21 protein-coding genes and 4 pseudogenes are annotated in these 21,332 nt (G+C 61.4%); 9 read left to right on the top strand and 16 right to left on the bottom strand.

The features are described 5' to 3' along the window. Nucleotides 1-37: 37 nt before the first annotated feature. The 9 genes and pseudogenes from crtI to TC41_RS14620 form a co-directional block, all read right to left on the bottom strand. Nucleotides 38-1,534, bottom strand: a complete 1,497-nt coding sequence (gene crtI, locus TC41_RS14655) for a phytoene desaturase family protein (RefSeq protein ID WP_014465845.1) — start codon at nucleotides 1,532-1,534, stop codon at nucleotides 38-40. Beyond that, a complete protein-coding gene (locus tag TC41_RS14650) occupies nucleotides 1,531-2,538 on the bottom strand; it encodes a phytoene/squalene synthase family protein (RefSeq protein ID WP_014465844.1) in 1,008 nt (335 codons plus the stop codon). The genes crtI and TC41_RS14650 overlap by 4 nt, the downstream gene beginning before the upstream one ends. A 6-nt stretch (nucleotides 2,539-2,544) precedes the next feature. Beyond that, nucleotides 2,545-3,558 (bottom strand): polyprenyl synthetase family protein, encoded by a 1,014-nt coding sequence (locus TC41_RS14645; RefSeq protein ID WP_014465843.1) that lies wholly within the window; start codon nucleotides 3,556-3,558, stop codon nucleotides 2,545-2,547. Between the two features lie 30 nt (nucleotides 3,559-3,588). After that, nucleotides 3,589-4,209 carry a GTP cyclohydrolase I FolE gene (folE, locus tag TC41_RS14640; RefSeq protein ID WP_014465842.1) on the bottom strand — a complete coding sequence of 207 codons (621 nt, stop codon included), beginning with the start codon at nucleotides 4,207-4,209 and terminating at the stop codon, nucleotides 3,589-3,591. A gap of 66 nt (nucleotides 4,210-4,275) precedes the next feature. Continuing rightward, nucleotides 4,276-5,259 carry an FAD-dependent oxidoreductase gene (locus tag TC41_RS14635; RefSeq protein WP_237700131.1) on the bottom strand — a complete coding sequence of 328 codons (984 nt, stop codon included), beginning with the start codon at nucleotides 5,257-5,259 and terminating at the stop codon, nucleotides 4,276-4,278. Between the two features lie 75 nt (nucleotides 5,260-5,334). Then, nucleotides 5,335-5,844 (bottom strand): FAD-dependent oxidoreductase, encoded by a 510-nt coding sequence (locus TC41_RS14630; RefSeq protein WP_041695535.1) that lies wholly within the window; start codon nucleotides 5,842-5,844, stop codon nucleotides 5,335-5,337. A gap of 335 nt (nucleotides 5,845-6,179) precedes the next feature. Further along, nucleotides 6,180-6,560 carry a putative sulfate exporter family transporter gene (locus TC41_RS17340; protein WP_374952856.1) on the bottom strand — a complete coding sequence of 127 codons (381 nt, stop codon included), beginning with the start codon at nucleotides 6,558-6,560 and terminating at the stop codon, nucleotides 6,180-6,182. Between the two features lie 70 nt (nucleotides 6,561-6,630). Beyond that, nucleotides 6,631-7,269: pseudogene (locus TC41_RS17335) on the bottom strand (YeiH family protein); the annotation flags it as partial. Between the two features lie 552 nt (nucleotides 7,270-7,821). Beyond that, nucleotides 7,822-8,443, bottom strand: a pseudogene (locus tag TC41_RS14620) (PLP-dependent transferase); the annotation flags it as partial. A 93-nt stretch (nucleotides 8,444-8,536) separates the two neighbouring features. Between TC41_RS14620 and TC41_RS14615 the strand changes: the two are divergent. Further along, the gene (locus TC41_RS14615; protein WP_014463112.1) at nucleotides 8,537-9,889 is read left to right on the top strand and encodes an IS1380 family transposase; all 1,353 of its coding nucleotides are present in this window, start codon (nucleotides 8,537-8,539) and stop codon (nucleotides 9,887-9,889) included. A gap of 220 nt (nucleotides 9,890-10,109) precedes the next feature. On the opposite strand, the pseudogene TC41_RS14610 reads toward TC41_RS14615, so the two are convergent. Both TC41_RS14610 and TC41_RS16970 read right to left on the bottom strand, forming a co-directional pair. Next, a pseudogene (locus TC41_RS14610) lies at nucleotides 10,110-10,802 on the bottom strand (O-acetylhomoserine aminocarboxypropyltransferase/cysteine synthase family protein); the annotation flags it as partial. Between the two features lie 109 nt (nucleotides 10,803-10,911). Then, nucleotides 10,912-11,094: a hypothetical protein gene (locus tag TC41_RS16970; protein ID WP_237699973.1), complete on the bottom strand. Its 183-nt coding sequence runs from the start codon at nucleotides 11,092-11,094 to the stop codon at nucleotides 10,912-10,914. Here TC41_RS16970 and TC41_RS14605 point away from each other — a divergent pair. Then, nucleotides 11,075-11,611 (top strand): metallophosphoesterase family protein, encoded by a 537-nt coding sequence (locus tag TC41_RS14605; RefSeq protein WP_237699972.1) that lies wholly within the window; start codon nucleotides 11,075-11,077, stop codon nucleotides 11,609-11,611. The genes TC41_RS16970 and TC41_RS14605 overlap by 20 nt on opposite strands. Nucleotides 11,612-11,747: 136 nt before the next feature. Here TC41_RS14605 and TC41_RS14600 read toward each other — a convergent pair whose 3' ends face one another. Together TC41_RS14600 and TC41_RS14595 are read right to left on the bottom strand one after the other, a co-directional pair. After that, complete coding sequence (locus TC41_RS14600) at nucleotides 11,748-13,199, bottom strand: gluconokinase (RefSeq protein WP_014465836.1); 1,452 nt, start codon at nucleotides 13,197-13,199, stop codon at nucleotides 11,748-11,750. Between the two features lie 5 nt (nucleotides 13,200-13,204). Next, nucleotides 13,205-14,464 carry an MFS transporter gene (locus TC41_RS14595; protein WP_014465835.1) on the bottom strand — a complete coding sequence of 420 codons (1,260 nt, stop codon included), beginning with the start codon at nucleotides 14,462-14,464 and terminating at the stop codon, nucleotides 13,205-13,207. 335 nt (nucleotides 14,465-14,799) lie between these two features. Here TC41_RS14595 and TC41_RS17100 point away from each other — a divergent pair, with 335 nt between their 5' ends. The 4 genes from TC41_RS17100 (at nucleotide 14,800) to TC41_RS14580 (ending at nucleotide 16,382) form a co-directional block, all read left to right on the top strand. Further along, a complete protein-coding gene (locus TC41_RS17100; protein WP_014465834.1) occupies nucleotides 14,800-14,958 on the top strand; it encodes a putative holin-like toxin in 159 nt (52 codons plus the stop codon). A gap of 161 nt (nucleotides 14,959-15,119) precedes the next feature. Further along, nucleotides 15,120-15,446, top strand: a complete 327-nt coding sequence (locus TC41_RS14590; RefSeq protein WP_014465833.1) for an MTH1187 family thiamine-binding protein — start codon at nucleotides 15,120-15,122, stop codon at nucleotides 15,444-15,446. 41 nt (nucleotides 15,447-15,487) lie between these two features. Beyond that, entirely contained in the window at nucleotides 15,488-15,907 is a 420-nt protein-coding gene (locus tag TC41_RS14585; protein ID WP_041695534.1) for a GNAT family N-acetyltransferase, read from the top strand. A 76-nt stretch (nucleotides 15,908-15,983) separates the two neighbouring features. Continuing rightward, nucleotides 15,984-16,382 (top strand): GNAT family N-acetyltransferase, encoded by a 399-nt coding sequence (locus TC41_RS14580; protein ID WP_014465831.1) that lies wholly within the window; start codon nucleotides 15,984-15,986, stop codon nucleotides 16,380-16,382. Nucleotides 16,383-16,442: 60 nt separating this feature from the next. On the opposite strand, the gene TC41_RS14575 is transcribed toward TC41_RS14580, so the two are convergent. From TC41_RS14575 to TC41_RS14565, 3 genes and pseudogenes are all read right to left on the bottom strand, one after another. Further along, nucleotides 16,443-17,381 carry an alpha/beta hydrolase gene (locus tag TC41_RS14575; protein WP_041695533.1) on the bottom strand — a complete coding sequence of 313 codons (939 nt, stop codon included), beginning with the start codon at nucleotides 17,379-17,381 and terminating at the stop codon, nucleotides 16,443-16,445. Between the two features lie 200 nt (nucleotides 17,382-17,581). Continuing rightward, nucleotides 17,582-18,831, bottom strand: a pseudogene (locus tag TC41_RS14570) (aminopeptidase P family protein). A 61-nt stretch (nucleotides 18,832-18,892) separates the two neighbouring features. After that, nucleotides 18,893-19,294 carry a methylglyoxal synthase gene (locus TC41_RS14565; protein WP_014465827.1) on the bottom strand — a complete coding sequence of 134 codons (402 nt, stop codon included), beginning with the start codon at nucleotides 19,292-19,294 and terminating at the stop codon, nucleotides 18,893-18,895. 121 nt (nucleotides 19,295-19,415) lie between these two features. Here TC41_RS14565 and moaA point away from each other — a divergent pair, with 121 nt between their 5' ends. The 3 genes from moaA to TC41_RS14550 all read left to right on the top strand — a co-directional run bounded on the left by moaA (nucleotide 19,416) and on the right by TC41_RS14550 (nucleotide 21,262). Then, on the top strand, nucleotides 19,416-20,441 hold the full coding sequence (gene moaA, locus TC41_RS14560) for a GTP 3',8-cyclase MoaA (protein WP_014465826.1): 1,026 nt from the start codon (nucleotides 19,416-19,418) through the stop codon (nucleotides 20,439-20,441). 63 nt (nucleotides 20,442-20,504) lie between these two features. Continuing rightward, on the top strand, nucleotides 20,505-20,711 hold the full coding sequence (locus tag TC41_RS14555) for a hypothetical protein (protein WP_014465825.1): 207 nt from the start codon (nucleotides 20,505-20,507) through the stop codon (nucleotides 20,709-20,711). A gap of 110 nt (nucleotides 20,712-20,821) precedes the next feature. Continuing rightward, nucleotides 20,822-21,262 carry a hypothetical protein gene (locus TC41_RS14550; protein WP_012812009.1) on the top strand — a complete coding sequence of 147 codons (441 nt, stop codon included), beginning with the start codon at nucleotides 20,822-20,824 and terminating at the stop codon, nucleotides 21,260-21,262. The last annotated feature ends 70 nt before the right edge of the window (nucleotides 21,263-21,332 follow it).

Genomic DNA, 21,332 nt, shown 5'->3' with positions numbered 1-21,332 from the left:
TACATTCCGGGTCGAGGGTATGCCTCGATGGATGTCTTCACGCACGCCCCTTCACCTCCCTCATGTCGCGCACGATGAGTTTCTCCGCGATTTTGGCCGACAGCAGGACCCCTGGGATCCCGGCGCCCGGATGGGTCCCTGCGCCCACGAGATACAGCCCGCGAATGAAGGGGCTTTTGTTGTGCGGGCGAAACCATGCCGACTGGGTCAGGCGCGGTTCGAGCGAGAAGCCCGTGCCGAGATAGGTGTTGAGATCGTTGGCAAAGTATAGCGGGTCAATCCTGTGCCACACTTCGATGAAGCGCCGAAATCCCGGCCAGAATCGCGCTTCGATGAACGACAGCACGCGCTCTTCCAGTCGCCCCAGTTCCTCGTCCCACGCGATGGTGGAGGCGAGATTGGGCACGGGGACGAGTACGTACATGGCGGTTTTGCCCGGGGGCGCTGCGGACGGATCGGTCCGAGTCGGCACGTGCAGGTAGAGGGAAAAGTCGTCTGCGATGACCTTCCGCTCAAAAATGTCGCGGATGAGGTCCTCGTAGCGCGGGCCAAACACGATGTTGTGGTGCGCCAAGGTGTCGGGAACATCTCCCGTTGCGAGGCCGTAATACCACACGACAAGCGACATGCTGTACCGCGCTCGCGTCAGTCCGCGCCGCACGGACGAGGGGACTTCTTGAACGAGGTTGAGGTAGGTGGTGGCGGCATCGGCGTTCGACACGACCGCGTCCGCCTCGACGCGCTCTCCCCCTGCGATCACGCCCTCGACTCGCCCATTGGAGACGAGGATGCGATCCACGGATGTGCCTAGGTGAAGTCTGCCGCCGAGGTCGCAGAAGAGCGCCACGAGCGCCTCCACGAGGGAGCGCATGCCGCCGCGGGGATACCAAACGCCCCAACGCTGCTCGATGAGATGGATCATGGCGTAGATGGCAGACGCCTTGAGGGGATTACCCCCGATAAAGAGCGGGTGAAACGTGAAGCACTGGCGGAGAAAGGGGTGCTGGATGTACCTGCCGACGAAACGATACACGGACTCGTACGCGCGAAGCCTCACGAGATCCGGGGCGACGCGCGCCATGTCCGTGGCGCGGAGAAAGGGTTCAGCGCCGAGCTCGACAAAGCCCTTCTGAAGCAAGGGTTCGGAGGCTCGGAGGAATTGCAGGTATCCGGGCGCATCCGGGGCGTGGATGGCCTCCATTTGCGGCATGACGAACGCCGGATCGCCGTTGTAGGTGAGGGCGTTGTCACCCTGGCCAAATAGCTTGTAGAACGGATCGACGGGAAGAAGCTCAACCGCGCGGTCAAAACGCTGGCCTGCGAGTTCAAACAGCTCTTCAAACAGAAAGGGCGCGGTCACGACGGTGGGCCCGCCATCGAACTGGTAGCCGCCCATCTGAAATGTGCGCGCTCGGCCGCCGGGTTCGGGGAGCCGTTCGAACAAATCCACCTGAAACCCACGCGCCTGCAGTCGCACAGCAGCCGCGAGGCCGCCGAAACCCGAACCAATGACCGTGATGCGCTTTGCAGTCATGGTGCACCTCCTTGTTGCGAGTGAATGCTGTGGAACGACGAGTCCGTGGAGCGCGCGCGAGCCCTCACACTCCATCCGAAGGCGGCGGGCAACCCTTGGGAGCACGTGATGCGGAGTTTCCTGAGGAGCGGTACGTGCGCTCGCCGGGTGAACACGTCTCCGCCGTGGCGTTCGATATCGCGCAAGATGGCCCGGTACCACACGGCGGCCAAGGCGACCGGCACGCGCGCGGCGGGCGCAAGATGGCGAATGCCAGGGATGGCGTACTCGTAGAGCTGGCGCGCCAGCGCGATGTAGTGTTGAAGGAGTTGCTGCCAACCTTCGTGAAGGCGGCCGCACGCGAGATGGTCGGCCGTGACGCCAAACCGCTGCAGATCTTCGACGGGGAGATAGATGCGGCCCCGCGAGAGATCTTCCGCCACATCCCGCAGGATGTTGGTCAACTGCATCGCAATCCCCAGCGCGATGGCGCGCGCGAGGACGTCCTCGAGAGAACTCGTTCGCCGATAGCCGACGATGACCGTCGTGACGAGGCCGACGGTGGACGCGACACCGTACGCGTACCCAAGCAGGTCCTCCAGCGTAGGGACCACGGAGCGCTGTGTATCTGCCAAAAGCGTCTCGACAAGCGACTCGCTCCACCGGCGCGGAATACGCATGGCATCGCCGATGGCGAGCCAACTGGCCAGGATAGGGTCCGGTGCGGGCGCGCTGCCGCGAATGGCCGCGAGATAGGCTTCCAGGCGTCGCTTGCCCTCTTCACCGAGGTGATCGGCGAAGTCGTCGGCGGATCGGCAGAAGGCGTAGAAGGCTTCCACCGCCTTGCGCGATCGCCTGGGAAGGCACCGCGCGGCAAGACTGAACGTCTTGCTGTGTTGGCGGATGATATGTCCGACGCGGGGTAAATCCCCTAGGCGCGTCCGGACTGTCGCGGGGGAAGCAGACAGTTCATGGGCGGCGCGGCTCCCTTCTTCCACCACAAAGCGAAGGACCCGTTCATCCAACTGCGTTCACCTCCGCCGCTGCACGAGGCGATGGATGGTTTCCAGTATCTCCGGCTTCCAAGCGTCCACGAAGGGCGCGCGCTCTATACGGTGTTGGAGCTCGGCGCGCACCCGTTCCTCGATGGCGATGGCCTCGCCCAGAATCGAATCGGTGACAAGCCGCGCGCGCAGGTGCGGCAACATCTCCTGATTGTCGCGCAGGCACCGCCACATCTCGGCAAATTCGCGATCGCGACTGAGCCCGAGCACGACCGGAAGCGTCTTCTTTCGGCGAAGGGCGTCCTGCGCGGTTGGTTTTCCCAGATCCTCCTCACAGCTGAACACGTCATGGAAGTCATCGAGAATCTGAAAGAGCACACCGAGCTTCCTCCCGGCGTTTCGCAGGTCGTCACGCACGGACGGAGGGTGCCCGGCCAAAATGGCGGCAACCTCAAGCGCCGCGCCGAAGAGGGCGCCCGTCTTCAACTCAGCCATGGCCAGATACTGTTCGATGGAGACGTTTTCAACTTGTTCGAAGGCGAGATCGAGCTCCTGTCCTGCGGACAGCGCGATGCACGCGTCCGTCATGGCCTGATAGGCCTCGACGACCCATCGGGGGTCGAAGTGGTCGGCGAGATCGCCCATGACGCGAAACGCAAGGGCGAAGAGCGCGTCGCCTGCGTTCAGGGCACGGTCCACGCCCCACACGGCCCACAGGCTTGCCCGCCCGCGCCGGAGAGGCGACCGATCTTCGATGTCGTCGTGGATCAGCGAAAATCCGTGCACGTATTCAATCGCGACGGCGGCCGGCAGGGCCGCTCGCCAGTCTCCGCCGAGCGCGGCGTGCGCCGTGAGGAGAAGCAGCGGCCGAACCCGCTTGCTGTGCCCGAGGGGCCGAGAGGGCGGGGCCGCGTGCACCCCCAGGTGATAGCGGATCATGGCCCCAATCTCGCCCTGCGAGTCTGAGGTGGACGCGGTCGCCCTGGCCAAGTGTTCCTCGATGGACTGAAGCATGTCGCGAGCCGTGGTCGTGATGAGCATGGCGATTCCCCCGTTTCGAACTTGAGCGCGTCAACCCCCGAGACGGATGAGCCGGAGCACTTCCTCGCGCTCGTGAGGATGATGCAGGTAACGGCCGCGGGTCGCCACGGTGGTTGTGCGGCTCCCAGGTTTGCGAATGCCGCGCATGCTCATGCACAGGTGTTCGGCATCCACGACCACCAGAACGCCTTCGGCCTCGAGTGCCTCCACCAGCGCGTCCGCGATCTCGTTCGTCATGCGCTCTTGGACCTGCGGCTTCTTCGCCACGACGTCGACGAGCCGCGCCAGCTTGGACAGGCCCGTCACCACATGGTTGTGCGGGAGGTATGCGATGTGCGCGATTCCGAAGAACGGGAGCAGGTGGTGTTCGCACATCGAATAGAAGGGGATGTCCCGCACCAGCACGACCTCGCCGTGTTCCACGTGAAAGCGAGCGGACAACTCGTCCCGAGGGTCTTGATGCAATCCCGAAAAGATTTCTTGGTACATTCGGGCGACACGCGCGGGCGTGTCGACGAGGCCCTCTCGATCCGGCGCCTCTCCAATCGCTTCGAGAATCATCCGAACCGCCTGTTCAATCCGTGCAGTATCGACGGATTTCGCCTGATGCTGAAGCTGCACCTGCCTTGCATTGACGTGGAACGTCGCCACAGGGCTTCCTCCTCGCTGGGGTATGAAAGGTACGTGTCCCATCTCGCGCGATGGACGATCGCGTCCTCAGCGCCTGACGAGCGAACTGGGTGATTCGTCCATCTTGTACGCCCGTTGACCGATCCGCGGATCAATGGAGCGCGCGGCAAAAAAGCCGCTCAAGGCTGCGGACAGCATACCGGGTCCTGGGAACACCGTGTCTCCCGCCAAGTACCAGCGCGGCCAAGGTGTCTTCGGACCTCTCGGCCGGCTGATGGCGTTGGCAACGGTGAGCGGAACGCCGCCAACCCAGGCCTTGTTCAGATAGCGCGCGTACGTGAGCGGCGTGCCCATCGAGCACGCGACGATGTGCTCCGAAAAGTGAGGCAGACGCCGGTCGATGCGCTCGAACATGTCTTGCAAATACCGCTGCTTGCGCTCGTGATACATCGCCTTCGGGAGGTTCAGCCAGTCATGAGGGCTTGTATGGGCACTGACCGTGACGCGGATGGCGTGATCGCCAGTAGGTGCGCCAGAGTCGCCTTCCGCTGCCTCTCCCGGATGAAACGTGATGTAAAGGGGACCACATGGCCCTTCATGAAGGGCGTCCACACAAGCGTCGTCCGCGATTTGAATGGCGAAAGGTGCACGGAGGTCATCCCGGTGAAACCACACTTCTTGAACGCCCTGTCCGCTCATCAGCGCGTCGACCCGAACCGCGCCCCACTGGGCTCCGCTCGCCTGCGATGCTGAGGTGTCCCCACTCACGGGTTCGTCGGTCTGCGCCGTCACGCGCGTTCCCGTCGCGTTGACAACGGCGTCTACACATAATTCGTGTCCACGATTCGTCCTCAGGCACCATTGTTTCGACGCGTGGGAATAGGTGGCGTCGGTCACGGTGTTCGAAAACAGCACATGGACACCCAACGTGCGCGCCCGATCCGCCATGGCCGCCGCCAGGGCCGGCACGCCGCCCTGAGGAAGCCACACGCCGTATCGGTAGATGTCCAGCGCGAGACACGACGGAAGCCATGCGGCCCACTCGCTCGTGGTCTGGACCGCGTCGAACAGCTGCGCATCGATGAAGAGGCGAAACGGGTCATAGTCGTCGAGATGGAACTCTCGCAGTGCGTCGGCAACGGTCGCTCACAGGCGTTGGACACCGAAGCCGAGCATGGATTTGTTCGCGGCCATCGTGGCCAAAATGTGCAGGAAGTCTTCTCGAGCCTGAACAGGCAGTGCCGCTCGGGCCTTCGCAAACAGATAGGCAGCTTGCGCCGTCTTCTCCACGGCGCGCCAGAAGCGGACCACTTGGGAGGCGCGTTCGGGGAAAGAAGTCTTCAGCGCTGCCAACCATTCCGCTTTGGACGCGACCACCGGAACGTTCCGATCCGGCAATCGGACGTCCATCACGTGGTTCACGGAGTAGAGCGGAAGGTGCACGCCTACCTCTTGCAGGATGGACGCAAACAGACCTCCGGGTTCAAGCCCGAATGTCAGCGTGGCGCCGGTCGGATACACCATACCGCGCTTTGTGTAGAAGCCGGCCGTCCCGCCCGGGTATTTCGCTCGTTCGAGGAGAAAGACTTCGTGGCCGCGCTGAGCCAGATAAAGGGACGCAGTGAGGCCACCCATGCCTGCGCCTACAACTGCCACGGAGCGTATCGGACGAGAGCGCATCAAACACCCTCCCGTCGCGACAAGCGCAGACTGGGATGCGAGGTTGTCCTATGGAGGATTCGATGCCGGTTTTTCATGCACGTTCCACCTTCACGTGAGCACCGTGCCGATGCTCGGGGAACGGAGCATGGGGCTCCGGCCAGTGGGAGATGAACATTTTACCTGCCGTCTGTAGATTCGCACAGTTGTATGGGAAAGTCAAGTGCAATTTGATGGGGAACAATGGGCCAACAAGTGCGTGATAAAGCCTGTTCGATCCCATGGGGCCGGGCTCACTCGGAAGGAGAAGTGAAAGGATTCGCGTTGACGCGTCATCCTGCCGAATCGAGGAGTGGAACATGGCGAAATGGACGAACAAACCCAGGTGCTAGAACAACAGAGTCGCCAGAAGGTAACCAACCGATCACGTTGGCAAGCACAGTGCAGGTGAATACCGCAACGGCCTTCCCTGTTACGTCACGCATGTCGCGGAAGCGCGTGTTCAGCCCGATGCTGAGGAACGTGAGCGTGAAAAGCCACGTGCGGAGTGCGTTTAAGTTGTTCGTGAAGTCCGTGCCAAACGATTTCCCCGACGTTGCTTGCCACCACGTGGACAATAGCGATGCAGAGAGGAAGGCCAGAACGAATTGAGGAAAACGGGCCCAAACGACTTTTCCCAGCGAGGTTTGACCGTTTGGTTGCAGACCCTTCACGCCGATCCCAGACCGCGGATGCGATGGCTCCGAACACGAGGCAGACGAGGGAAATCAGAACGTCGCGACTTAGCTTGACTAGAGAAAAGCTCTTAACAGCCTCATCTCCGACCAACTGTGCGGCTGCCGCACCGGAAGCATCTGCGAGTTCTGAACCGCCAATCCACGCTCCACCAACCGTCGGGTTAAGATGCAATCCTCGGACAAGAGCGGGCAGAACGAAGATGAGGATCAAACCGTAGACAACGACGAGTGACACCACATACCCAATTTGACGCGGCTTCGCTCGTACACTGTTGCCCACAGCAATCGCTGCGGAAACGCCGCACACGGAGGCGCCCGCACCGATCACGGCCAGGTAGCGGTCTTCCACCCTCATCCAACAGCCAAGAACTTGGGAAACGGCGAACCCAACGGCGATGATGATGGCTGCCTCCAGGAACCCCTTCAGCCCCGACTTGGCGATGATTGTAAATGGTAAGTTCGCTCCCAGCAGCACAATGGACGTTTCGATGAAAAGCTCCGACCGAGCGGTGACGGACGTCACAAAACTTGGGAGACGGGTTAAGTTGCCAATCACCACTCCGATGACGAGCGCCCAGAAAGGGTACTCCAAGCCATCGGTCTTCAAGGTCTGCTGACTGCCAAGGATCAGAATGAACGTGGCGGCGGCGAAGAGCACGGTGAAGCCGGCTGCGTATTGACCCATCGATACCCCCATTTGAACAGCCGGGATCGACGTAAGAATGAGTAGGATCAACCAGGTGACAACATAGGACGGCCAGTGTTCATGAAACTGAGATCCCAAATCCACCCTGGGCCAGGACTTGGGGACCGAAGTCTGAAGTACATCAAACGGTGCGCCAATCCAATACGCGAGCGCCACAATCATCACAAGGAATAGTCCGAGGGCGACGGACCACCAATCCTCGTGGGTGGCTCGCAATAGCGTTCTTTGTTCGGTGTCCAGTGGAACGGACACGTTGACCCCTCCTTCTCAAATGGTAATGAAAAGGACACGAACACATCTGCATCACCCCCTAAAACAAAGTTTACTGATTTTATTACTTATTTTTAATTGTATGACTAGGCTGACTGCATGTCAATTCATTGTTGATTTCGATGACTCTCTGTTGCGGCTTTGACAGTAGTTAAGGCAAGCTCTCAGATTTCAATGATCTTCTGCAAGATCGCCCAAACGAATGTTTGGCGATAACGCGACAAGGCCCTGCCATCGACTGCAGGGCCTTTCACCTCGGACTCAAGCTTGGCTGCGGCGCAGCGCGTGATCCAGATCCTCCAGAATGTCGTCGATATGCTCGGTACCGACCGACAGCCGGATCATGCCAGGCGTCACACCGGCTGCGCGCTGCTCTTCCTCCGTCAATTGCTGGTGCGTCGTGCTTGCGGGATGGATGATGAGAGACTTGGAATCTCCGACATTGGCGAGGTGAGAGAACAGGCGCACCGATTGAATAACCTTTCGCCCGGCCTCCACGCCGCCCCGAACTTCAAACGTTAGGATGGCGCCCTGCCCTTTGGGCAAGAACCGCAGGGCACGCGAATGATGAGGATGGCTCGCAAGTCCTGGGTAGCTCACCGATTCGACGACTGGATGTTGCTCCAAAAACTGAGCCACCGCCAACGCGTTCTCGCTGTGTCGGGCCATGCGGAGGTGCAGGGTCTCCAATCCTTGCAAAAAGAGCCATGCGTTAAACGGAGACAGTGAGGCCCCGATGTCGCGCAGGAGTTGAACGCGAGCCTTCAGGATGTAGGCCAATTCACCGAATGCCTCCGTGTAGACCACGCCGTGGTAGCTCGGATCAGGCTCCGTGAGCCCCCCGAAATCTTCCGCTTTCTCTCCATCCTGAATCCGTGACGAGTAGGTGCGAAAATTGCTGAAGCGCTCGTGGTTGGTCCTGTAGAATTGAGATAGTTCGGATATCGGCTGTATTCAATCCCTCTTCACCATCGGGGTGAACCACTTGCGTTTCATCATTGAAGAATCCGATGAAGTCATCGTCACGCATTCGGGAATGACCCTTGTCGGCGTGTTGCTTGATAAAACCAGAATCGGCGAGCGGTTGAATCAGACCCGCCTGCCTGGTATGGGCAAACCGGATATTTCAAACCGGGACGTGGCATACTCATACATCGGGCTGCTTTGCCAAGGCAAGACCGACTTCGACCACATCGAAGCGTTTCGAGATGACGAGTTTTTCATGATCGCACTGCAAGTAGACAACGTGCCTTCGAGCCCGACGCTGCGCCAGCGTTTGGACATGGTTGCCGGAAAATCCGGCTGGGAGTCCATTCTCCGGGAAGAGTCCGCAAGGCTCCTGAGAGCCCTCGATGTAACTCTGCATCCGATTGAACTGGGCGTGCCTGCAGAGCGTCGAACTTACATCCCGCTGGATATCGACGTCAGTCCCTTTGATAATTCCGGCACGAAGAAGGAAGGCGTGTCCCGTACATACAAGGGGCACGACGGATATGCTCCCATCTTTGCTTACCTTGGCCAAGAGGGCTACGTGGTCAATGTCCAGTTGCGTGAAGGCAGTACCCACGTACAAAAGGGCACGTCGACTTTCCTGCGGGAGAGTATTCAGTATGCAAGGCAGGTGACGGACCTCCCGCTTCTGGTTCGTCTGGATGCCGGCAATGACAGTGCAGAAAACATCGCCGTGTGTCGCTCCCAGGACAGCAGGGCCGAGTTCATCATCAAGCGCAACTTGCGAAAGGAGAGCCCCGAGGCCTGGCTTGTGATTGCCCAGCGACACGGGACATGTCATGAACCTCGTCCCGGCAAGAAGGTATATCATGGTTCGCTGATGTGTCCCGTCAAGGGTGTATCCGAACCAGTTCGCATGGTGTTCGAAGTTATCGAACGGACCATGACGGCCGACGGCCAAATCTTATTGGTACCGGACATTGAGGTCAGCGCCTACTGGACCTCACTGCCGGATGACCCGGCTGTGATCATTCGCCTGTATCACGACCACGCCGTGATGGAACAGTTCCACAGCGAAATCAAGACGGATCTGGACGCCGAGCGGCTGCCCTCGGGTAAATTCGCCACGAACAACTTGGTATTGCACTTTGTATGCGTGGCGTACAATCTGCTGCGAGTGATCGGCCAGGAGAGTCTGAAGCGAAATGATGCGCCGCTACGAAAAAAGGCAGAACGTCGCCGGATCCGGACTGTGATTCAGAACCTGATGACACTGGCTGCGAAGATGGTGCGACACGCCAGACAGACCAAGCTGAAATTGGGGTACGGGAATCGATGGCTCCCGGCATTTCGGCGATTGTACTTGGCCTTTGCGTAACGTGAACTGTGTCGAGCAAAGACACTGCATATGACCTGACATGGAAACCGAACCCAACCATTCACGAGTCCAGGGGGGACATCTGCCTTTTCGCCGCACTGGCTCCAACCGATATTCACAATCCCTAAGAAAATTGAATGTACATCCGTGAAATCGCAGTGAAGGGGCTTGCGAGAACACACATCAGCCTCTTTCCATCGGCCCTGTCACGGATTCAGGTCCAGTTGAATTTGCCGCTGTCAACCATCACGCCCCCAATCGAGGTCCCGTGACCGCCAATGAACTTTGTAGCAGAATGGATGACAATGTCCGCGCCGTGCTCGATGGGCCGGCAGAGGTACGGCGTTGCAAAGGTGTTGTCGACAATCAATGGAAGGCCGTGTTCATGGGCAAGGTCTGCGATGGCCTCGAGGTCGGGGATGTCGCCCTTTGGGTTGCCAATCGTCTCCACGTAGATCGCCTTGGTTCGCTGTGTCAGCGCCCGTCGAAAGTCCTCGAGATCGTCCGGGGCCACAAACCGCACGTGGATACCTAGTTTTGGCAAAGTGTGCGCGAAGAGATTGTACGTTCCGCCATACAGGCTCGTTGACGAAACGATCTCGTCTCCTGCCTCGGCGATGTTCAGGATGCTGTACGTGATGGCCGCTTGCCCCGAAGAGACGGCCAGCGCGCCCACACCTCCCTCCAGTTGTGCGACGCGCTGCTCAAAGACGTCCGTCGTGGGGTTCATGATACGCGTATAGATGTTCCCGAATTCCTGCAGAGCAAAGAGGCGAGCGGCGTGATCTGGGTCCTGGAAGACGTAAGATGTGGTTTGGTACAGCGGCACTGCGCGGGCCAGCGTGGCAGGGTCAACCTGCTGTCCTCCGTGAACCGCAATGGTTTCGATCGACCAGTTGTTCTCCTGTTCCACGGACGTGATCCCTCCCGGTGTTCAATGGCGCCAATCTGTCGCGCAAAACAAACTATGAAGATTTGTTTTATAAGATTTATTCCATCATAACAGGGGTGCGTTGCATGCGTCAAATGCTTTGTATGACATCCACGGGAACCTGGCTGCCTTGGACGCGGTGCTCCAAGAGGTCGGGCGCGCCGGCGCGGACGCGTTGGTGTTTGGGGGCGATCTCGCCTTTGGCCCGCAGCCCCGGAAGGTGCTGGAGCGGGTGATGGCGCTCGACGGCCCCCGTGTCTTTCGTCCGCGGCAACACCGACCGGGAGGTCGCCGAGCGCCGCGGCGTGGAGCAAGGCGTGCGAGGCTGGATAGCGGACGTGAACGCGTGGTGTCATGACCAGCTCACGCCGGATCAACGCGCGTTCTTGCTCAGTCAGAAGAGTCATGTGACGCTTCATGTGGAGGGGCTCGGCGACGTGCTCTTCGTCCACGGATCGCCGAGAAGTGACGAGGAGGCCATTCGGCGGGACACGCCAGAAGCGGAGATCTTGCCGATGGTGGCCCATGTGTGCGAGCCCATCATCGTCTGTGGGCACACGCACATCCAGTTTGACCGGATGGTGGCGGGCAAGCGCATCGTGAACCCGGGCAGCGTCGGCCTTCCGAGCGCAGCGCGGGGCGCGTGCTGGGCGCTCATCGGCACCGAGATCGAACTCCGAGAGACGCTCTACGACTTCGAGCATGCCGCAGCGGAAATCCGGAAGTCGGGCGTTCCCATGGCGGGGGAGTTTGCGGATCACATTTTGAATCCGCCCGTCGCGGGGCCTTAATCTTTGTGCCCGCCGATGGCACGGCCTGAGACTCTGTCCTGCCACGCGGCGACCGAGGTTTTGCAGACGTCGGCCCCGTGATGTCAGGTGCCATGTGTCGCTCATCCGCTTGCACCGCTCGGGCCATCCGTTGCCCTCACGCGCGAAGCTTCTCGACGAGTTCTCGCCAGGCCGCGTACCGCCGCTCCAGTTCTGCGCGGCGAGCGGCCAGCGCCTGCGGCCCCGGCATCACAGCGAGCGGCGGCAGGTCCACGCCTACGCGCCTCCCCGCCATCATCGCTGCTCCGTAGGCGGCGCCGTCCGCGTCCGACTGCATCCAAACGGGCACGGGCATAAGCGCTGCGGCTGACTCGGCAATCCAGGGCTGTTCAAACAGCCTGCCCGCGAGCATCACGCCGCGCGCTCCCTGGACGAAGCCGAGCATCTCCTCGACGAGCCAGCGCGTGTGAAACAAGACTCCTTCGACCGCCGCGCGCACCATGTGCGGCGGGCCGTGGTGCAGGCGCAGGCCCACCCATGCCGCCGACATGCCCTCGTCCCAAAACGGCGCGCGCTCGCCCGCCACATACGGCAGTGCGAGGAGGTGGTCCACCTGAACCTCGCCTGCCGCAGCAAGCAGTCGCTCAATCTCCCCCGGGTGGCCCAACAGGGTCTGCACGAGCCAATCGATGACAATCCCACCCGCGTTGCTCGGTGCGCCGAGCACGTATTCACCCTCGCCGAGGGCATAGCAGAACGTGCGCAGGCTGGCCTTGGTCACCGGCCTGCGGCTTGCGGCGCGCACGGCGAGGCTCGTGCCGACGGTCGCCACGAGCATCTCGCGCTCCTTGGCGCCCGCTGCCAAGGTGGCCAATACGCCGTCCGATCCGCCGACAACCGCCTGTGCGCCCTCTGCGAGCGGCAGGCGGGGGGCAAGGCGGCAGGACGCAAGCGGCTGGCTCCAGTCGGAGGGCACCACGCGGCTCAGTTGGTCGGCGTGGACGCCCGCGAACTCGAGTGCATCCGGATCCCAGTCGAGCCTCTGCACGTCGAACAAGCCCGTGGCCGAGGCGATGGCCGGATCGCACACCCACTCGGCAAACAGGCGGTGCCACACGTACTCCTTGAGGGAGACGAAGCGCCGGGCTCTTGCAAACACGTCCGGCCTCTCCCGGCGCAGCCACGCCAGTTTGCAAACCGGCGCCATGGCGTGAATCGGCGTGCCTGTGCGCGCATAGAGCCGCGGGCCGTCCGGCGACGCCCAGAGCGCTTGCGCCACCTCGGCGGGCCGCGCGTCCATCCACGTCATGGCCGGCATCAGCGGCTCGTCGCGAGGGTCCAGCGCCACAAGGCTGTGCATGGCAGCCGACATGCCGAGCGCCGCAATGCGGCGACCTTGCTGCGCGATCTCGGCCGTCAGACCGCTCAGCACCGCAATCGCCGCATCCGCCACGTCGTCCGGGTTCTGCACCGCGCGCCCGTCCGGGCCGGTCTCCGTCTTCACCACAGCTGAACGGCTGGCGAGAAGCTCGCCAGCCGGTGTATACGCGACCGCTTTGATGGACGTGGTACCCAAATCCAGGCCCACGATACAGATATCTCGGTTCACCGCAGTCACACCTTCGGATCCGGAATCGGCTCAATCTTACCGAGCATGAACACGTAGAACAAGATGCCAAGCAATAGCACCACGCCCGCGATGACAAACGCGGATTCGAACGATCCCGTCCTCTGCACCACAAACCCCGTGACGATGGGCGCCACGATGCTCATCAGGTTGTTGACGAAGTTCATAATGCTGCCCACGAGCCCCACGGTGCCCTTCGGCGCAATGAGCGACGGGATACTCCAGCCGACCGGCGCCGAAAACGCGAGGCCTCCGAGCGCGATGGCGATGAAGATGACCGCCGTGTTCGGGTTGTGCGTGAACGCGGCCGGAATGACGGCAAGGCCGAAGATCATGCCGACCACGAGCACGGTCTTGCGGACGCGCGTGACGTCGTGCCCACGCTGAATCAGGCGATCTACCAGCCAACCGCCGATGACGAGATCGGTGATGGTGGCCACGAGCCACGGCCCAGCGGTGTACCAGCCCGATTTCAGCACCGTCATGTGCATTTCTTTGACGAGGTAACTCGGCAACCACGTGAGGAACAGGTAAAACGAGTAGCCGTATGCTGCAAACCCGAGCGTCAGCCCCCAGACCTTGCGCTGGCGAAGCAGGTATGCGAGGCTCTTGCCAATCCCGGCCTCCGCCTCGCCAGCCTGCTGCGCACCGCCCTCGCGCAACAGCTCGGCCTCTTCCTGGGAGAGCCGGGTTTCGTGCGGATCGCGATAAAAGGCCCAGTACAAGGCTGCGTACACGAGGCTGAGCGCGCCGGTGAGCCAAAAGCCCCCTTTCCAGCCCCACGTGGTCACCGCCCACGCGACGAGTGGCGTTCCGACGACGTTGGAGAATTTCGCCGCCGCATCGAATAGCGACGTGGCCACGCCGCGCTCGCGCACGGGAAACCAGTAGCCTGTCGCCTTGGATGCCGCAGGGAAGGCGGGCGCTTCCGCGATGCCGAGCAGCACGCGCGAAACCATGATGAGTCCCATGCCGCTGACGACGGCCGTCATGAACGTGGCGATGGACCAAAGGATGGTCGCGAGGCGATTTAGCCACTTCACGCCGATCTTGTCGAGCAGGGCGCCGACTGGAATCTGGAAGGCCGCGTACGACCATCCGAAAGCCGACAGGATGATGCCCATCTGGGCGTCGGACAGATGATATAAGTTCGAGATGGGCGTTGCTGCGACCGACAGATTGGTTCGGTCGAAGTAGTTGATGAGCACGCCGAGGCCAATGAGCAGGCCAATCCACCAGCGCTTCACGGACAAACCCCCTTGTAGGTCAGGATGGCCCCAGCGCGCAGCATGCCCGACAACATCACGGGAGCGCAGTGCTGGAGCAGCAAACAACGTAAACGATTTACGAAATCGATATACACAACATACACGAAAGCGCTTCACAGAGCAAGTAGGAATTTGCGTCCAGGTGCGGACTCTCGCGTTGCGACAGGACCAGAAGACCTGCGGAGATCTCCTAACCGTGCGATGATAGATTCACTTGTGCAGTGACGGATGGAAACCAGTTTGGCAGGTTACAGGTGGGCACCACCTTGGGGCTCACTCCCTGCCCGCTCGCGAGAACGGGAGGGGGTGAGGCCATGACAGTGGCGGACGCGGTGTCACTGGGGATCCAATTTGGGCCGTTTGTGATTGCGCTCTTGTCGCTTGTTGTGGCTCTGGTTTGTACCATATTGCGGATATTCGTCAATGTGTGGCCGACCTTCACCAGGCTGCACCACGGATTGGATATTAGGTAAGATGGACGAGCGAGTCACTCGAACGGCGCGTGTGCGTCGGATGGGATGTTGCTCCAGAGACGTTCAGATGAGGAGAACCCCCCATCGCGCGACCATTCTGATATCATCAGTTTAGCCTTGGTGTTTGGGGATTGCCGTGTTGGGCATGGGAGGGATTGTGCATGGCCATGGTCGCTGTCAGCATTTCGCCCATCGGCACGGGCGAGACGAGCGTGAGCCACTTCGTCGCGGAAGCTGAGCGCGTGCTCGCGCGCTATCCAGCACTGAACTATCGGCTGGATCCGATGTTCACGACCATCGAGGGCGATTTGAGCACCATCTTTGCGGCGATTCAGGAGATGCACGAGGCGCTCGTGGCCATGGGCGCCAAGCGGCTGTCGACCGTGATCAAAATCGACGATCGCCGCGACGTCCATCATTCGATGGACGAAAAGGTCGCGGCTGTGTTGGCGAAATTGAACGGCGAAGGAGCGAGTGAATGGGAATGATGTCCTACGACGTTTGGACGGAATGTGATGAAGAATAGGAAATTTCGAAAGACCGAAATCGGATCGATCGAGAGGTTCTCTATCGCTTTCTGCATGACGAAGCCTATTGGAGTCGCGGTATTCCAAGATCGCTTGTCGAACAGGCCATCGAAAATTCCCTGTGTTTTGGCGTGTATCAGCGTGAGACATTGATTGCATTCGCCCGCGTGGTCTCGGATTTGGCGACGTTCGCCTATCTCACCGATATGTTCGTCCTGCCAGAATATCGCGGTCACGGTGTTGGAAAGGCGTTGATCCGTTCGATCATGAAGCATCCCCATCTCCAGAGCTTACGTCGCTTCGTCTTAGTCACGAGCGATGCGCATGGTCTCTATGAACAGTTCGGTTTCCGCCCCATTCAGGACCCAGGCAAGTACATGGAGATGGTCACACCCGTCGCCAGCCTCTACGAGATCGATTGACGCACGCGCGACAACCGTACGCCATGACAGGATTGAGGCGCCTGCCGAGCTTGCTGTCCGGGAAAGGAGCCACAGGATGAGCATCGAATACTCCACCACGCGTCCCGTCTCCGGCCCCCAATTGGCCGACGTGTTTCGCCGCTCAGGCATCCGCCGCCCCGTTGACGATCTCGCTCGCATGGAGCGCATGGCCCACGCGGCGGATCTGATGGTCACCGCGTGGGATGGCGAACGGCTGGTGGGTGTGGCGAGATCGCTCACAGATTTTTGCTTCTGTTGCTACTTGTCCGATCTCGCCGTGGACCGCGCGTACCAACGACAGGGGATTGGCAAGCGGCTGGTGGAGATGACGCGCGAAGCGCTGTCGGATGAAGTCATGTTGCTTCTGTTGGCGGCTCCGACGGCGATGTCGTATTACCCGCATATCGGGTTTGACAAGGCCGACAACGCGTGGCGGATCCCGCGAAAGCGCTGAACAGCATACCCTTTGACACAGCGCCGTGCCTTACAGGGCCATTCCGTGCAGGCAGCCGCGTCACGACGACGTTACGTTCACCGGCATGTACGCTTCGAAGAAGTCAACGACACGCTGCAGATACGCCTTTGGCTCTACGTCGTACGCGCCCACGTGTTTCGCTCCCGGAACCAGCCACAGCGTATCCTCCGGATCCCGCCTATGCAGCTCGTCGTACAGCGCTTCGCTGTTCGCCGGCGGAATGGTGGTGTCGGCGGTCCCCGCGATGAGGAGAATCGGGCGAGGCTTGGCCGACGCGAGCTGTTTCAGCGGATCGACCGCGTTCGGATCCAGGCCGAACAGGTGCTTGACCTCCCACAGAATCTCCCCGTTAAAGGGGAACGAGGGCAGGTTGGTCCACACGCTCAAATTTTGCTGCAGGTAGGTCTCGAGATCGTCAAACGGGCTGTCGGCGACGGTCGCGTCCACAGACGGATCAGCCGCCGTGGCCTCGAGCGCGGTCGACGCGCCCATCGAGTAGCCGATGAGCCCGACCTCGTCGTAGCCAAGTTTGTGCGCGTAGTCGATGGCGCCGAGAAGGTCCCGCAGCTCGTAGTCTCCGACGGTCACCTCGCTGCCGGGCGATTCGCCTTCGTCGCGGAAATCGAACATGAGCACGGCAAAACCTGCGTCGTGCAGCGCTTTGGCCACCGGCAGCGCCGGGTGATCCAGGGCGCGGTTCTGCCGATATCCGTGCGCTTCAATCACGATGCGATTCGTCGGCTTTGCGGCGGGAATCAGCCAGCCGGAAAGCATCAGGTGATCCACGCGGGACGGGAAGTGGATGTTCTCATATGTGAGGCCATACGCGGCAGGGGACGTGGTGATGGGTTTGCGCGCGGGATGCGTCAACTTTTCTGCAACCACGTACCCAATTGCCATCGTGGCGAGCCAAGCAAGGATGGCGAGCACGATCACGCCTGCCACTATTCGCAACACCCAGCGACCTGCGTTCGTCAAGGTGCCTCATCCTTTCCGTGTGGCCGCGTCCATTCACGGCCCGGTCCATCGAGCGGGCCGCGCTCCGCTGCCTGATGAATTCGCTTTCAAAGGTGCGCCAACCTCCTCAGCCGCGTGCCAATCGTCGCGCACAGCCGGGAGACCGGCCGAGGGGCGACACAAAGCCCCCTCGGCCTCGCCGGCGGACACGGGGCGCTTTGTCACCCGCGCATGATGCGCTCGATCTCGTCCGGGTCCTTCGGGATATTCAGCGAAAGGTTGACCGCGCCGTTCTCCGTCACCAGCACGTCGTCTTCAATGCGAATGCCAATGCCCTCTTCCGCGATGTACAGCCCCGGCTCGACCGTGATGACGTCGCCCGCCTCGAGCGGCCACTTGGGCGATCCGACGTCGTGCGTGTCAAGCCCCAGCCGATGGCTGACGCCGTGGTAGTAGTAGCGCGCGACTTCGCTGTCGTCCTGAATGAGTCCGATGCGCTTCAGTTCCTGCGCCAACACGGATTTCGTGACGTCGTTCAATTCACTCATCGTCACACCCGGGCGAATGGCTTCAATGGTCGCCTCCATCGCCGCCAGCACGATGTTGTAGATCTCCCGTTGGCGCGCCGTGAACCGCCCCGAGATGGGGAACGTGCGCGTGATGTCGGCCGAATAGCAGCCGTACTGCGCGCCGAGATCGCAGAGCACGAGCTGGCCATCTTCAATGACCTGGTCGTTGTCCACGTAGTGAAGAACGCACGCGCGCTCGCTGCCCGCCACAATCGGCGGAAACGCGTGCTCCCGCACGCCCCGGGACCGAAGCGCGAAGTCAAAGTGCGCCTCGAGTTCATATTCTCTCATGCCCGGCCGCGCGTTTTTCATCATGGCCAACACGCCTTCGCGCGTGATGTCTATCGCCTGCCGTATGCAGTCGATCTCGGCCTCGTCCTTCACCGTGCGCATCCGGCACACCTCGGCGTAGGGGTTGCGGATGACGATGGCCGGGTATTTTCCCGAAAGATGCGCGCGAAGCGGTGCGCCTCAGTCTCCGTTTGGTGAAACCGGTCCTGCTCGACATCCAAATACAGCCATTCGTATTCGCCGGTGCGCAGCATGCGCCCGATCGTCGTTTCAAATTGGGCGAGATCCTGCACCTCCGCGATGCCGGATATCTCTCGCGCGAGGTGGTCCGGGAGCCGCTTGCCGGTCCACTTTTCCTCCACTTCGGAGACGTGTTCCGTGAAGAGGATGGCCTGTTCGCTGCCCCCGAGCTTCGCGAGCAGAAGTCGCGAGTGTTCTTGTGTGATGCCGGTCAGATAGAAGAAGTTGCGGTTCACGTGGAAGGGACTGTATGCGTGATCGCCGGACATGTGGGGAGCCTGGCCGGCGAAGAAGAGCGCGATGGCGCCGTCGGGGATGCGGCGAAACAGCGCCTCCCGGCGCTTCGCGTACGGATTCATGGTTTCCGTCATGAAGGAGACCTCCTCGAGATGGAGCTAACCGGGTGGGGCCGGTGAGGACGTGGACCGGCCTTTAACGCTTGCGATCCCGCGGTCGAAACTCCGCCAGCCCGTGTTCAATGGCGCGGACGAGGATCTCCGCCGCGGCTAGGTTCGTCGCAAGCGGCACGTTGTGCACGTCGCAGATCCGCAGGAGCGCGGTGATGTCGGGATCGTGCGGCTGGGCGGTGAGTGGGTCGCGCAGGAAGATGACGAGATCCATCTCGTCGTTCGCGACCATGGCGCCGATTTGCTGGTCTCCGCCGTACGGGCCGGACTGAAAGCAATGGACCTCGAGGCCCGTGGCTTCCCGGATGCGGCGGCCGGTCGTGCCGGTGGCGAACAGGTTGTGGTGCTTCAGTATGTTCTGATACGCGATGGCCAGGTTCACCATGTCGTCCTTCTTGTTGTCGTGCGCAATGAGGGCAACGTTCATCTCTGTGCCTCCTCGGCAAATCTTACGCCCCCAGTGTAGCGCAAAGGTGGCTTTGGGGGAATGATGGACCGGAGGGACGCGCGTGATACACTGAAGGTGTGCGAGAAATGGGGGATGCACCATGGCGACGGGGGAAGAGGCGCTGACGGATAGGCTTGGGCGGCCGCTTCGGGATCTTCGCGTGTCGCTCACGGATCGATGCAACTTTCGCTGTCCGTACTGCATGCCGAGTGACGTGTTCGGGCCGAATTATCCGTTTTTGCGCCCTGATGCGCTCATGTCGCCGGACGAAATTGCGAAGCTGGTGCGGGCGCTCGTGCCGCTTGGGCTGGAGAAGGTGCGGTTGACGGGCGGCGAGCCGCTTCTGCGCCGGGAGGTCGTCGAGATCGTCGAAAAGGTGGCTGCCGTGCCCGGGCTCCACGAGATTGCCATGACGACGAACGGCAGTTTGCTCACGCGCGAGAAGGCGATGGCGCTGAAGAAGGCGGGGCTGACGCGAGTCACGGTGAGCCTCGACGCCCTGCGCCCGGACGTGGCGGCGCGGATGAACGGCGTCCAGTTTCCGGTCCACCGGGTTCTCGCGGCCATCGAGGCCGCCGCGGAGGCGGGGCTTTCGCCGGTGAAGGTGAACGTGGTGGTCCGCCGCGGGTGGAACGAGGACGAGGTGGTGGCCATCGCCGAGCGGTTCCGAGGGACAGGCGTGATTGTGCGCTTCATTGAATATATGGATGTCGGGACGACCAACGGCTGGCGCATGGAGGACGTGGTGACGGCGGACGAGATCCTCGCCTGGATTGGGGCGCGGTATCCGCTCGAGCCGCTGCCTCCGCGGCGCGAAGGCGAGGTGGCGACGCGGTACCGGTACCGGGACGGTCAGGGCGAGATTGGCGTGATCCACTCGGTTTCCCGGCCGTTTTGTCGATTTTGCACGAGGCTCCGTGTGACGGCGGCAGGGGAGCTCTTCACGTGCTTGTTTGGCGCGCGCGGCGTCTCGCTTCGGCCGCTGTTCGATCGCGGCGCGTCGGAGGAGGAGATGGGGGCGTTTGTCGCGGATGTGTGGCGCAAGCGCCAGGACCGATATTCGGAACTGCGGAGCGAGGCGACGGCGAGAAAGCCGAAAGTGGAGATGTCCCGCATCGGAGGTTGACCTGTTTTCGTTTCGCCCATCCCTTGGTATGATGCTGTCACCAAGCACGCGGAGGGAAGGCTCGTGAAGGTGGTGCGCAAGGTCCTTCACATGTTTGTGGTGGCGTTTGTCGGCCTGAGCCTGATGCTCATGACAGGATTTGCGCTTCTCGTGTGTGCGGCGCATCGCGAGTGGTGGGGCGCCATCGGCGCCGCGCTGATGGTGCTCGCGGCGATTCTCGCCGCCGCCATCGACATTCGGCTGCGAAGCCCCGAGGTGAGGCAGTCGTAGGTACGCCGCCAGCGCCATTTTGGGCGGCGTGAATCGAGACACCCTTTCTTCGGCTCGCATACCCTGAGGAGAGGCTCCGGTAGGGGCAATGCGAGGAGGAGGGTGCAACCATGGCGGCTTCATCCGGAAAGAAGGGGCGCAAGCCACAGGCGAAGGCCAAGCGGCCGCAGCAGGCGGCGGCGCCGGTGGATCAGCCACCGCTTTCGGTCGCAGCGCAGCAGCCGCCGGCGGGATCGCTCGACGTGTTGAAGCAAAACTTGGCCGGAAAGCGGAAGGCCATCTTTGAGATCCTCGAAGACGTCAAGAACGTTCCGCCGGAGTCGTGGCGGGATCCAAACCAGGTCGAGTCGCTGGCGAAAAACTTCGCGAACAAGCTCGGCCTGCCCGTGCCCGAGAGCCGGTTCAAGCAGTTTGTGAAGGCGTACACGGACGCGACGAAGAACGGCCCGACGACGAACGTCGACGAGATCGTGAAAAAGTATGGGCCGCCCGTCGACGAGAAGACGCTGAAGGAAATTAAGAAGTTCGTTCCCAAGCAGACGAAGGACTGAAACGAGAAGAGGGCTGATCCCCGCCGATGCGGCGAGGGACCAGCCCTTTTGCCGTGTTTGGGGGGATTTT

Origin of the sequence: Alicyclobacillus acidocaldarius subsp. acidocaldarius Tc-4-1 (assembly GCF_000219875.1) — a bacterium.
In the GTDB taxonomy this organism is placed as follows: domain Bacteria; phylum Bacillota; class Bacilli; order Alicyclobacillales; family Alicyclobacillaceae; genus Alicyclobacillus; species Alicyclobacillus acidocaldarius_A.
The sequence above is the reverse complement of the archived record's forward strand: the minus strand, read 5'-3'. Positions and strand labels throughout refer to the sequence as shown.

What these genes read in the sequence shown, in the direction of transcription:
- crtI (WP_014465845.1), bottom strand. Translation starts at nt 1,534, where the DNA reads ATGACTGCAAAGCGCATCACGGTCATTGGTTCGGGTTTCGGCGGCCTC.
- TC41_RS14645 (WP_014465843.1), bottom strand. Translation starts at nt 3,558, where the DNA reads ATGCTCATCACGACCACGGCTCGCGACATGCTTCAGTCCATCGAGGAA.
- TC41_RS17100 (WP_014465834.1), top strand. Translation starts at nt 14,800, where the DNA reads ATGACAGTGGCGGACGCGGTGTCACTGGGGATCCAATTTGGGCCGTTT.
- TC41_RS14590 (WP_014465833.1), top strand. Translation starts at nt 15,120, where the DNA reads ATGGCCATGGTCGCTGTCAGCATTTCGCCCATCGGCACGGGCGAGACG.
- TC41_RS14580 (WP_014465831.1), top strand. Translation starts at nt 15,984, where the DNA reads ATGAGCATCGAATACTCCACCACGCGTCCCGTCTCCGGCCCCCAATTG.
- TC41_RS14565 (WP_014465827.1), bottom strand. Translation starts at nt 19,294, where the DNA reads ATGAACGTTGCCCTCATTGCGCACGACAACAAGAAGGACGACATGGTG.
- moaA (WP_014465826.1), top strand. Translation starts at nt 19,416, where the DNA reads ATGGCGACGGGGGAAGAGGCGCTGACGGATAGGCTTGGGCGGCCGCTT.
- TC41_RS14550 (WP_012812009.1), top strand. Translation starts at nt 20,822, where the DNA reads ATGGCGGCTTCATCCGGAAAGAAGGGGCGCAAGCCACAGGCGAAGGCC.